7 protein-coding genes are annotated in these 12,187 nt (G+C 42.5%); 2 read left to right on the forward strand and 5 right to left on the reverse strand.

The features are described from left to right. Positions 1-52: 52 nt before the first annotated feature. On the reverse strand, positions 53-2,143 hold the full coding sequence (locus A3K86_RS01735) for a methyl-accepting chemotaxis protein (RefSeq protein ID WP_068326764.1): 2,091 nt from the start codon (positions 2,141-2,143) through the stop codon (positions 53-55). Positions 2,144-2,580: 437 nt separating this feature from the next. Here A3K86_RS01735 and A3K86_RS01740 point away from each other — a divergent pair, with 437 nt between their 5' ends. Continuing rightward, a complete protein-coding gene (locus tag A3K86_RS01740) occupies positions 2,581-3,189 on the forward strand; it encodes a cob(I)yrinic acid a,c-diamide adenosyltransferase (protein WP_068326767.1) in 609 nt (202 codons plus the stop codon). A 111-nt stretch (positions 3,190-3,300) separates the two neighbouring features. Here the strand turns inward: A3K86_RS01740 and A3K86_RS01745 are convergent, their stop codons facing one another. Beyond that, the gene (locus A3K86_RS01745; RefSeq protein WP_068326770.1) at positions 3,301-5,616 is read right to left on the reverse strand and encodes a cytochrome c peroxidase; all 2,316 of its coding nucleotides are present in this window, start codon (positions 5,614-5,616) and stop codon (positions 3,301-3,303) included. Positions 5,617-6,400: 784 nt separating this feature from the next. Here A3K86_RS01745 and A3K86_RS01750 point away from each other — a divergent pair. Beyond that, positions 6,401-7,699, forward strand: coding sequence for a phosphatase PAP2 family protein (locus A3K86_RS01750; RefSeq protein ID WP_068326773.1), 1,299 nt, complete (start codon positions 6,401-6,403; stop codon positions 7,697-7,699). A 127-nt stretch (positions 7,700-7,826) separates the two neighbouring features. Here A3K86_RS01750 and A3K86_RS01755 read toward each other — a convergent pair whose 3' ends face one another. The 3 genes from A3K86_RS01755 to gltS form a co-directional block, all read right to left on the reverse strand. After that, positions 7,827-9,059 carry an L-lactate MFS transporter gene (locus A3K86_RS01755; protein WP_068326776.1) on the reverse strand — a complete coding sequence of 411 codons (1,233 nt, stop codon included), beginning with the start codon at positions 9,057-9,059 and terminating at the stop codon, positions 7,827-7,829. Positions 9,060-9,682: 623 nt separating this feature from the next. Further along, the gene (locus tag A3K86_RS01760) at positions 9,683-9,928 is read right to left on the reverse strand and encodes a YdcH family protein (RefSeq protein WP_068326779.1); all 246 of its coding nucleotides are present in this window, start codon (positions 9,926-9,928) and stop codon (positions 9,683-9,685) included. Between the two features lie 262 nt (positions 9,929-10,190). After that, complete coding sequence (gene gltS, locus A3K86_RS01765; protein WP_068326783.1) at positions 10,191-11,414, reverse strand: sodium/glutamate symporter; 1,224 nt, start codon at positions 11,412-11,414, stop codon at positions 10,191-10,193. Between the last annotated feature and the right edge of the window lie 773 nt (positions 11,415-12,187).

Genomic DNA, 12,187 nt, shown 5'->3' on the forward strand with positions numbered 1-12,187 from the left:
AAAAAGAGCCAGCGAAAGCTGACTCTTTTGAATGATTTGGGTGCGTTGTAATTTAAGTGCGGAAGTTATTTAACTCTTTACGTAAATCAGCAGCGTTACTTGCAAGGCTTACCGTAATTTCAACCGATTCATTCATGCTTTCCATCGCATCGTTAGCGGTTTCGTTGATGATCACGACATTACGGTTTACTTCTTCAGTGACAGAACTTTGCTCTTCAGCCGCAGAGGCGATCTGGTTGTTCATGTCATTGATCACATTGATCGCTGCATTGATTTCTTCCAGTGCAATTTGTGCAGCCTGAGTTTCGCCACGGGTATCTGAAGCTTGCTGCTGGCTCTCTTCCATAAGATGAACAATCGATTGTGTTTCATCTTCAAGGCGAGACAGCATGCCTTTAATTTCTTCGGTTGAGTTTTGCGTACGGTTAGCTAGGTTACGTACCTCATCAGCAACTACCGCAAAACCGCGACCAAATTCACCCGCACGTGCCGCTTCAATTGCAGCGTTAAGTGCCAGTAGGTTGGTTTGATCAGCAATACCACCAATTTCAGATAAGATATTCTGAATAGCAGCACTTGATTCCGCCAAACGTTGGATTTGATCTTGAGCGTTATGAATGCGCTCTGCAAGTTGGGTCACTGAGTTCGCCGCGTAGTCCATTTTACTGATGCCATCTTGGCTACTCGTTTGAACTTGGTTTGCAGCTGCAGCAGCTTGAACCGCAGAGTTTGCTACTTCTTGTGCGGTCGCACTCATTTCATTAATTGCTGTTGCTAGAGAGTTCACTTCTCCTAGCTGAGTTAGCAACTTATCTTTAGCAACGTCTGCTTTAATGCGGCCTTCACCAGCACTTGCATCCACATGCTCTGCGGTATTGGTTGCATGGCGAAGCGTGTCTTGCATACGGCTTAGGAAGGTATTAAACCAGTGTGCAAGTTGACCTGTTTCGTCTTTGCTATTGATTTGGATGCGGTGTGTCAGATCACCTTCACCTTCCGCAATATCACGCATGCGATCAACAAGCTGAGCCAAGATATTACCGATACGTGTTGCTAGCGTTAGCATGGCGATGATGCCTACGATTGCAGCCATGATACCGGCTGTAATACCTTTAGAAATCGCGCTCTCGCTTTGAGCTTCACTCCAATTGGTGAATTCTGTTACGTCTTTAGCAAGCAGATCTGCTGGAATTGCAACCATGACTACCCAAGGCTCACCTGATGTATCAACAGAAGATACCGCGACAATCTCGTGTCCTAAAGTCAGTAGTTCATCGCGTGGGTTATTAGCCATTGCCTGAATGTTTGACCAACGAGCAGCCGTTTCACCAGAAACCTTCTTGCCTACATCTGCGGCATTCTTGCTGTGCGCCATGATGATGCCATCCCAAGAGGTGATCATAATGTCACCTTGGCCTTGGTAAAGTTGGCGAGCAAGCTGCTCACTTTGTCCTTGGAATTCAGCAAGTGACCAGTCAAAACCAAGAGAACCAACGATTTTGCCATCCACTTTTAGTGGCTGACTAATGGTCGTGATTAGCTCTTTATTACCACGCACATCGTAGTAATAAGGTTCCATCACAAAAGTATTACCGCTTTCAAATGGCGCTAAGTGCCATTCGTCAATACGCTCACCGTTGCTATTTAAATTTTGGTTACGGAATGATGCCATTGCCGCAGGTTCAAAGCTGGTTGCTGTTGGTGAGAAAAATGGTGATAGATAGCCCTGCTCATTGATTGCAGCAAGACCATTGGCTGTCGTAGGGTTTTGCCAATGTTGCTCTTCCCACACCATGTAACCAGCAAAAACAGTATCGTTTTGCGTTTTAAGTGCGGCAATGAACTGTTCTACGAGTAGATCAGCACTTGCGTCAGATGAACTACTAAGCTCAAGCATGGCACGAAGCTGAACAAGATTAGCTAGAACAGGTGCAAGTTGGCTGTTTAGCGTATTGCTTTGTTCTGTTGCCGTCGAGATCAGGTTTGCCTTCGTTGTCTCAGAAAGCTGAGTCGACACTTTGTCAGTGATTTGCTGTTGTACTTCAGTAAATGAATAGGTTGTGAACGCCATGGCAATACCCAAGGTAAAGACCATCGCAACTCCTGCGCTAACAGCAATACGTGTTTTTATTGATTTAAACACGATAATTCCCTCAAATGATAAAAACTATTAACTAAAAGTGATGTTTGGTAGAAGTTATGTCTTGTAATTATGCAAACGGATTTTATCGGACTCTTATTAATAGCGAATGGAAAGCTATGATGTGTTATGAATCTATATTAATGGTGTGTTAACAGCTCTGCGCTAACCCCTTTATTTATAAGGGGCATTAAAATAGCCTATGAAATGAAATAAATTGAGATTAATTCAAGTGGCTGTTTTATATGATAAAAGCGTGTCGATTATTTGACGTTTTTTGGGTGGTTGTCGTCAAAATTTCTTATGATGGCGTCGTCATATAGGATGTCACTGTTACTGCTGTATGGAAGAGCTTTGCTGATGCGACTTATTTCGGCAAGACCTTGTTAACAAGGCATGTTAAAGTGGTTTGCTATTGAATTATTAGGTCGTTGTTGTTGATGTTATCGGAAAAAAGTAAGCTCAAAGCGCAGACCGCGCGTCATAAGGAAATGAAGAAAAAAGTCCATCAAAAATCGGACTTAGCGACTAATAACGCGCGTCGAACCTTGGTATTAACGGGGAACGGTAAAGGGAAAACCAGCTCAGGTTTTGGGATGGTGTTTCGTGCTTTAGGTCATGGTCAACAATGTGCGGTCGTACAGTTTTTAAAAGGCGACGGCGAAAGTGGCGAGCGTAACCTGCTGCAGCAGTTGGGTGTTCCAGTTATCACCATGAATACAGGCTGTTCGTTTAAAGAAGGCTATTGCGCAGAGTTTGAACGAGTACGGGCAAAAGAAGTGTGGCAGCAAACGCGTGAGTTTTTGCAAGATGAAAGCATTGATTTGGTTTTGCTTGATGAAGTGACATACACGATAGCGCGTAAACACTTGGATGTTGATGAGATGATCGCCGCATTTGAAGCGCGACCTGCACACCAGTCCTTGATTTTAACGGGGCGAGCGGCACACCGAAAATTGCGTGAATACGCAGATACTGTCTCGCGAGTCGACAGTGTTAAACACGGATTGCAGCAAGGTTTATCGGCTCGAAAGGGGATTGAGTATTAGCCTTTGCCTACGATTAAGAAGACCCTCGTAGCTTAGATGAAAAAACTACAAGGGTCTGATCTTAGTTTGTGAGTTGTAAGCGTTAACGCTTAGCGATTGTGGATCTAAGTACTACCAACGGGTATCAACGTGGATCACCCCAACATTCGACACATTTCCTGCGGTATCTTTCACCCGGTATGAAATTGTCACATCTTTGTTGATGTTGGCATGGTAGCTTATTGAACCATCACCGTGATTAACCACTTTACCATCCATCTGACTTGGTTTTTTCACTATTTCAACGGATGTGATATCCAGTGGAATATCTGATGCATCGTTATCGAGTACGTTGATAGTTAAGGCGCCAAAGAAAGAGCCTGAAAGGTGATCATCAATGGCTTTTGGACCCGTAGGTACTGGCTCAGTCGTCGTTTGACTCAAGAAAGGTTGGATTGCAGGTAAATTTTTCGCTTCACGACCATCCGCCCCAACAGCTGGGATTTCAAGCCACTCGGTTTGTGCTTTACCATCTTTATCCACACTTACGCCGTATTCGTCACCAATGTGCCCGTTAGGTACAAAGATTTGTGGACGATCAAACGGTGCTTTCTCCCAACGAACACGTTCATCGGTTAAGGCTTTTAGGAAGGCAACCAAGTCATCGATTTGTTGCTCGCTTAAGCCTAACGGCATGATATCACGGTCAAGGTTTGAGTGATCACCCTCATAAGCAGTCGTGTTCGTGCCGTCAGGTAACGTGCGTGCATTACCGCCTCGGTTATAGAACTCAATGACCTGACGTAATGTCGCCATCCCACCGTTATGCATGTAAGGACCGGTGAGTTCGATGTTACGGAGCCCTGGAACTTTAAATGCACCATCAATGGCGTTTTTCTCATGCTGACCGATAGGTGTACCCGGGTTAATACCTAGTTTATCGATGTCGATATCAAAATCATCTGGAATGTGGGCACCACCTAAGCCTTCTTGTACTTGGCGAGTATATGAGAGTGGATAACCGTAAGGATCGCTACGCCCTAGACCAAGATCCTCCTCGGTTGGACGTACCCCGATATTGTAGAAACCTGTATCGTAAAGAGCACTTTGGTTATCACTCATTATCATCCTATCGACCAACTCATTTCGGAAGTTAGGCGGAATGAGCTCTTGTGCTGCAGCCGTAAAGGCGAGACCACCATGACAGCGAACACAAAGCCCTTGTCCAAAGAATACCCCTAGGCCGCGACGTTCTGGGATCGACAGTGCTTGCTGATCGCCGTCTAAGAATCGGTCAAAACGGGTATCGTCAGAAATTAAAGTGGATTGATAAAGTTGAATTGCCAAACCCCAGAAAAGCGAGAAGTTTGACTCGATCTGACTAAAGCCATTCTTGCCTGTAGGGCTCATCCAATATTCTTGGTTAAAGGCATCCATGATCAATCGACGGTAATCCGTTCTTAGTCCTTTGTGCGGATAGGCTGACAGCTTGCCGAGCTGACTGTCTTTCGGATCAACGAGCTGTTTACCAAGTGGTTGGCTGTTTAACAGTTTACGACCAATTAATGGGAAGGTTTTACCGCCACATGCCATTTCAAAATCATCAACCGCAGGACCAACAGCCTGAGACGCAAGGCTGGAATTGATTAAATGCACGGTTTCAGACTTGAGCTTGCCGCGTTTGAGGTCGAAACGCAGCACTTTCGCGTCTTTATTACGGCGCCCAAATGGGTCAACACCGTTAAAGACGTTATTTGCGCGTCCATCCCAAAGATTACGGAAGTTAAATACGGCATTGATCACCGTAGGTGTATTTCGTGGTTCAACACGACGGGTATTTTTACCGTTTACGTGGAAGATATCTTCAACGTTTTTACATTTTTCATCATGACCAAAAAAGCCTAACCCAATAAATTCAGCTCCTGATACCCCTTGTGAAGAAATAACATCATCAGATTCATATAATATTTCTGATTCTCGGTCTTTATTGTCGGCTAAACGGTGAAGAGGAAAGTCATCAATGGTGAGGGTATAGTTAGGTCCTCCATCTTTTCCCGAACCCGTATGCGGGAAATTTGCCATATTAAAGGCTTCTGCCATTGCTTCGTTCTCGTGCAATATACTTGGGCTGATTTGGTTTTTTACTCGGTTATCAGCGCCAGCACTAAAGTGACAAGAGCCACAACTTTGCCCTTGGCTACCTGCTTGCACATCCCAGAAAAAGATCTTGCCTAGTTTTATCGCTGCCTTTTTGTCTTTCACGTAACGCTCTAGACCCGGTACCGCAGGCGGTTGTACTCCTTTTAGTGAATTACTGGGCGGTGGTGTCGGGTCGGGTTCTGGCTCGGGTTGATGCGGAAAGGCAGCATACGCCAGTGATGTTGAGACAAGGCTTGAAGATATAACGGCGAGTAACAACCGTTTCTTCAGGAAGTTATTATTGTTCATAGCCACTCCAAAACGTCATTTTATTATTTTACTGTTGGCTTATTGGGAGTTATTCCTTGTACTGAAAAAGTGATAAGCCAACAAAGTAAGGATGGAATGACATGCTTGTATCAATTATTAATTTTGAAAATACCTCATGAGATGAAAGCCTTTCTCACTCTCTTTGTTGTGAAAGAGTGTCAAAAATAAGCTTGAGTATTGTTGTTATTAATTGAGACGCCTATATGTGTTTGATTTATATAATCTACAAATAATGAATAGTTGGCCATTTAAATAATTTAAAAATAAGAGTGATCTAAATTAATCCTAATGAGGTAGTTAATATATTTTGTTCAAATTTTGAGTTGGCGATAAATGTGTTATCACAAAACATGCCTTGTGGCAGAGTTTCTAATTACGTAGTGGAGTTTCTAATAACTTAGAGGCCGGCTCTTTATTAAGAACGCCCATAGTCACTTAATTGAACATAGGCGGTATGGTTGTTTGTGTAACTGTTATTTGTATGAGTAATTGTGATTCGGGTTGGTGGTGTTTTAAGCATTGTGTTGGTTCTAATTACAGCCAATTCAGACTTAATGTCTTAACTTGATATTCGTTAAGTTGAGTAAAGTGTTAAGTTAATTGTAACCAATTATCCATTCTGGATTTATCGTTATTGAGTAGTTTATTGCTTTGTGTAGAATGCGCCTCGGAAATAATAATAAAGACTATTTTTCTTCTTTTTAGGTCATGATGGCAATAGAAAAATAGAGACGCTCAATATCTACACATATCGAATATATAAATGAAAAAGACGGTTCTTTCTTTTTTGGTTGGCTTGGCTGTGACTCAGCCAGTGACGCATATTGCTCAAGCCGCTAACCAAATTAATACTATGGTACACGACGACGTTGTTGTAGCAGGAGATGTTTTACAAATTATGGTCCCAGCAGCAGGCTTATTTGCTGCTTGGATGCACGATGATTGGGAAGGTGCAAAGCAAGTTACGTATTCCACCATTGCAAGTGCAACCATTGTTGAGGGCTTAAAAAAGACCACCAAGCGAGCTCGTCCAAACGAAGGTGGTGATAACTCTTTCCCTTCTGGGCATACCGCAGCTGCGTTTAGTGGTGCTGCATTCCTACAGAGCCGCTACGGTTCAATGTGGGGAGTACCAGCTTATGGTGCGGCAACTTTTGTTGCTTATAGCCGCGTACATGGAAAGCGTCATCACCTAGATGATGTTATTGCTTCGGCGGGAATCTCTATTCTGGTTAACCAATACTTTGTTTCTCCGTACTACGATGAAAACATTCAAATCGGCTCTATGGCTGTCGATGGTGGTATGGGAGTGAATGTCACCATCAGTAATGGTGCATTTGATAATGAAAGAACAGAACGTCGTTCACAGCCAGTATTACCGACAAATTATGATAACCGCTTTGAGCTAGGTATTGGCGCACATACAAGTTCTGGTGGCACGGAAGTGGCAGGGCAGTCATTCGTTGAACAGCCAGAGTTTGATAAAAAGTTTAAGCCGTTCGTATATTTGAACTATCAACGTGAATTGGCGAATGAAAATTTACTTGAGCTCTACCTAAATACCACAGATTCACGCGATCGTGGTGTGATGGCGAAAGACCAAAAGCTAGGTAAAAACGATTACCAAAAAGGCGAAGAAGTACTAGCCAACTTCCAGCATATCAAAGTGGGTAGCACCTTGTATAAAGGTTATCAGCCACTTGATGATTGGCAGGTAGACTTTGGTTTAGGGATGTATTATCACCAGTTAACCTTAGAAATGGATAACGATAAAAACGGTGATAATTACGGTAAATCTCAACGCTGGCGCTTAATGCCTAATTTTGCGCTCAATACCCAATATAATATTACTGATAACCTAGCGGTGAAGGCGAAAGGGCAGTATCAATACTGGGATACTGATAAGTATATTGAAGCAGAGGCTGGTATTAACTATAAGTTGAACAAGCAATGGGATATGGGTATTAAGTACGTATACGCTGATTCTCACTTTACTAATTCAAGCTTTAACGCGAACTACGATACAAATGCGTTTGCACTGACGTTTGCTAATCGCTTCTAGAATCCCAATAGTATTCATTGAGCCTGAACTTGTTTCAGGCTTTTTTGTGCGTTAAATAGCGGCATAAAAAAATCCAAGCTCATTGCTGAGCTTGGATTATTCTTCAATCACAGTATGTATTGGAAGATTAAGCGTTAGCTAGTTTCTTCTCAAGCGCTTCTGCGTCAACAGGCTTAGTGATGAAAGATAGGAAGATAGCTACACCAACCATAGCAGCACACACTGTGTAAGCCATAGTGTAAGTGCCTGTCATATCAACTGCTACTGCTGCAACAACAGGACCGATGAAACCACTGATACCCCATGCTGTGTATAGTACGCCGTAGTTCGCGCCGTAATTCTTCAGACCGTAGAAGTCAGCAATGATAGATGGGAATACTGCTAGTAGCGTACCGTAACCCACACCTGCCACAGCTGCACCGATCATTAGCGTGAAGTCGCTTTGGAAAGTAGCGAACATCACCATGTTGATGCCTTGCATGATGAATGCAAGCATTAGCGTTTTAACACCGCCGATCTTGTCAGACAAGATACCAGCAGCAATACGACCGCCAGAGTTGAAGATAGCAAGGATCACAACTAGGTATGCTGCATCACTGATGTCTGCTTGTAGAGAAGCGATAGACGTGATGTTACCGATGATCATTAGACCAGCAGCAGATGCTAGTGCGTACATGAACCATAGAGAGTAGAACTGAGGTGTCTTCAGCATGCCACGCCAGTTGATGTCTACAGGCTTAGCCGCTTTTGCTGCATCGCCAGATAGGTTAGCTGGTACTTCAGGAGTGTAACCTGCCGGTGGGTTATTGATAGTACATGCTAGTGGAACAGCAATAAGCAATACCGCGATACCTAGAATTAGGAAGCTAGTGTTGATGCCGTAAGAAGCAATTAGGTTAGAAGTTAGTGGTGCAAGGTAAACTGCCGCAAGACCAAAACCTGCTGCGATTAGACCGTTAACCAAGCCTTTCTTCGATGGGTGGAACCACTTCATTGCCGCAGGGCTTAGACATGCGTAACCAAAGCCGATACCACAACCCGTTAGGATACCGAAAGTAAGAATAAGCATGATAGGTGAAGTCGCAAAGCTTGATGCGATCATACCTAGGCCAACCATTACCGCACCTAGAATAAGTACGCGACGTGGGCCCATGCGATCTTGAAGGATACCAGCAACAAGAAGTGATAGAGAGAATGTGATGATCGCAATAGTATAAGGCATAGATGCGTCAGCATTTGACCAACCTAGATCTACAACCAATGCTTTTTTAAATACACTCCATGCGTACAGGATACCCATACACAAGTTGATGCAGAATCCAGCTACTAGGATCTGCATAGCTCTATCAAACTTTTTCATTCTTACTCTCAATAAACGCCGTTACTTTCCGAAAATAGGTGGAAAGTAAAACTGTTCTAAAAAAATTAAATACTCTCAACAAAAGTTGAGTAACTTGTTTAAAGCGCGCGGATTCTATCAATAAAAATGGGATAAAAGTCGAAGTTACATACTTTGTTACAAATGATATAGCTTATTAATGTTTATCGCCCAAAGATGTTTAAATTGTTGAAAAATAGATAAGTAACAAGTTGCACTCAAGTCTAAGTTGGTGTTTTTGTATGCAATTAATATAAATATCGTACTGCGGCTGTATGGAGGGAGGTATGGCGTAGTAGGCTGATTTACAACATTATTTAAGTGAAGGCTGTTTTAGCGAGAGAAAAATGTAAATGTGGGCTGTTACATTTTATTTTCCCTTTATGACTGGGCAAAAGGTGTCGCTAACTGAAATAAGGCTGATGATCTTAGGTTTAGAACGAATAGGCTGACGTTGAGATGAAGCCTATTAAGACAAGTAACTGGAGCCAAAGAGTTACTCGTAGGCCATTAGAAGAAAGAGGCTCGTAAATAGTTGCTTACTTGTGTTAGCGGTAAGCAACTAGATACGGTATCACTAAAGAGCATCAACCAAAAATGGATGGTTATTTGTTTTGCTGACCTAGGATTTCAAAGATTTTACCTTTGAGCTGAGCGCGTTCGAGTTTCAACTGGGTGAAGTTGAAGTCATCAATTGGCAAACCTTGGTTTTCAAGACCACGAATAGTGTGGTCGAGTTTATGATACCTATCAGTCATGGATTTAAAGCTTGCATCGGCCATTTTGAGCTGATGGATTTGGTTTTTGTATTCAGGGAATTCAATTGCAAGAGAGTGATTTTCGCCTAACATCTTTTACTGCTCCGTTATCGCGTTTGTGGTTTGCTGTGCTGCCTTAACGATAAAGGAGCACCCCCGGCTTAAATAAGATGTTTAACGCGCCCTGAAGAGTGGTTGAGCCACTTATCTGTCGATTGTTGCTTTTGTTGTTTTCATAAGCATAGTCAGAAATGGCAGAGGATGGCAAAGGCGCAACAAAAAGCGCACCTTTGAGGTGCGCTTAGAGAAGGGGAGTTGCATGTAGTACTGCTTTTAGTCAGCGATACCATTAAGGCTACTGAATAAAGCTAATGTACCCTTGCAATACTACGAGGTTGGCAATATCAATGAAGAAAGCACCGACAATTGGAACAACCATGAACGCCTGTGGCGATGGACCATTACGCGATACTAAAGAACCCATGTTCATTACCGCTGTTGGTGTTGCGCCCATACCAAAGCCACAGTGACCGCCTGCGATGATTGCGGCATCGTATGACGAGCCCATCACACGGAATGTCACGAAGTAAGCAAACAAGCCGAGAATAACGGTTTGTACAGCCAAAATGATTAGCATTGGCAGTGCAAGTTCCATCAATTCCCAAAGCTGTAGGCTCATTAGCGCCATAGCAAGGAATAGCGATAGTGAGATCGTACCAAGGGCATCGACAGTCTCACTGTTGATCTTGTAGATCTTAGTGCCTTCGCAAATGTTAGTAATGAATACACCAATGAAAAGGGCGTAAACAAAATCAGGGATACGAAGCCAATCAATGCCAAAAGTATCAACCAAGTCTTTTACGTGTGATGCACCAGCAACACAAACAAGAAGAATGAATAGCACTTCAATCGTGTTCTTCGACGTAATACGGTCTTCTTCTTGATCGCTGTATGTCACAAGATCTGGGTGCTCAATGTGGTGTTTTTCACCATCTCCAAATGCAGACTTCAAGCTAAATTTGTTGATCAAGCGTTGTGCAACCGGGCCACCGATAATACCACCCATGATCAAACCAAAGGTCGCTGATGCCATAGATAGCTCTAACGTATGTAGGCCGTATTCAGTCGCAAAGGTCTGTGACCATGCAGCACCAGTGCCGTGACCGCCTGATAGAGTAATCGAACCGACGATCAGACCTAATAGCGGATCTAGACCTAATGCAGAGCTTAGGGCAACACCCACACCGTTTTGGATGATGATAAATACGGTTGCAAGCGCAAGGAACAAAAATACGCGAGAACCGCCTTGTGCTAGAAGCTTAAAGCTTGCAGCTAAACCTACCGTGGCAAAGAACATCTGCATCAAGGTGTCTTTAAGAGGAACGTTAAAAGAGACATCAACACCTTGTGTATGGAGTACGGCTACGATAATGGCAACAATAAGGCCACCAACAATGGGCTCAGGAATGTTGTACTTTCGTAGAACCTTAACTTTGCTATTAATGAAGTAGCCGAGAAAAAGCACGATAATCGCTATGAGCATGGATTCCAGCTCATTAATTTGAATAAGTGAGTTCATATTGTTTTCTTTTTCATACTTTTCTTTTGTGGCTAGAGTTTAGCGACAAAAAGAATGCCTGCCTATCTTGCCTAAACTCTAATAATAGTGTAGCGACCACCAGATTTATGTAAAAAAATGCAGTAACTTTGCAGCGATTTATTCACCATTTTGTTTTTTGTTTAACGTCAATAGCGCATGGGACCAATTTTTCTTATCGGAATATATGTCACAGCACTCTGTAATGACGAGAAAGTGACACTCGAGAGTGATAATTTGGTGGTTAAATTGACATTACTTTTTAAATCAATGGCTTAGCTTATTTGCGGGCTTTGGTAGCTAATTTATCTCTACTCTTTAAGTTAATAAAGTAAAGAGGGCTAAGGGGATATCTTCTCATCTGTAATATATTTATCAAATAAATAACAAATGCAACAATCGTGAATCATAAGTGAATATAAAAAACACTGTATTATATTCTAATAATTTAATATTTTTTTTGTTTTTTTGTAGGACACTGTTTTATTCGGTGGAAAATCCATCTTTAGAGATCGTTTTTTATCCAAAATCAGATATTCACTCTCGTTATCTGCAAAAGTTTTGGTGACTTTATAAAATGGAAAATGTGAACGGAAACGATTGCGTGGGTTTTTTCCTAGAATTGTCTTTATGGTTTTTATAAATAACTTCAATACAAGCATGTTTTTTCTCTCTAGCTCGGTGCACTTTGTTTTATTTCGGTAGGAGATAAAGGGAGTAAATAGCCAATATAAAGAGGGGAAAAAGGAGGCGCT

The organism is Photobacterium jeanii (assembly GCF_001650345.1).
In the GTDB taxonomy this organism is placed as follows: domain Bacteria; phylum Pseudomonadota; class Gammaproteobacteria; order Enterobacterales; family Vibrionaceae; genus Photobacterium; species Photobacterium jeanii.

Coding starts and splice junctions, on each gene's coding strand:
- A3K86_RS01740 (WP_068326767.1), top strand. CDS start 2,581: ATGTTATCGGAAAAAAGTAAGCTCAAAGCGCAGACCGCGCGTCATAAG.
- A3K86_RS01750 (WP_068326773.1), top strand. CDS start 6,401: ATGAAAAAGACGGTTCTTTCTTTTTTGGTTGGCTTGGCTGTGACTCAG.
- A3K86_RS01755 (WP_068326776.1), bottom strand. CDS start 9,059: ATGAAAAAGTTTGATAGAGCTATGCAGATCCTAGTAGCTGGATTCTGC.
- A3K86_RS01760 (WP_068326779.1), bottom strand. CDS start 9,928: ATGTTAGGCGAAAATCACTCTCTTGCAATTGAATTCCCTGAATACAAA.
- A3K86_RS01745 (WP_068326770.1), bottom strand. CDS start 5,616: ATGAACAATAATAACTTCCTGAAGAAACGGTTGTTACTCGCCGTTATA.
- gltS (WP_068326783.1), bottom strand. CDS start 11,414: ATGAACTCACTTATTCAAATTAATGAGCTGGAATCCATGCTCATAGCG.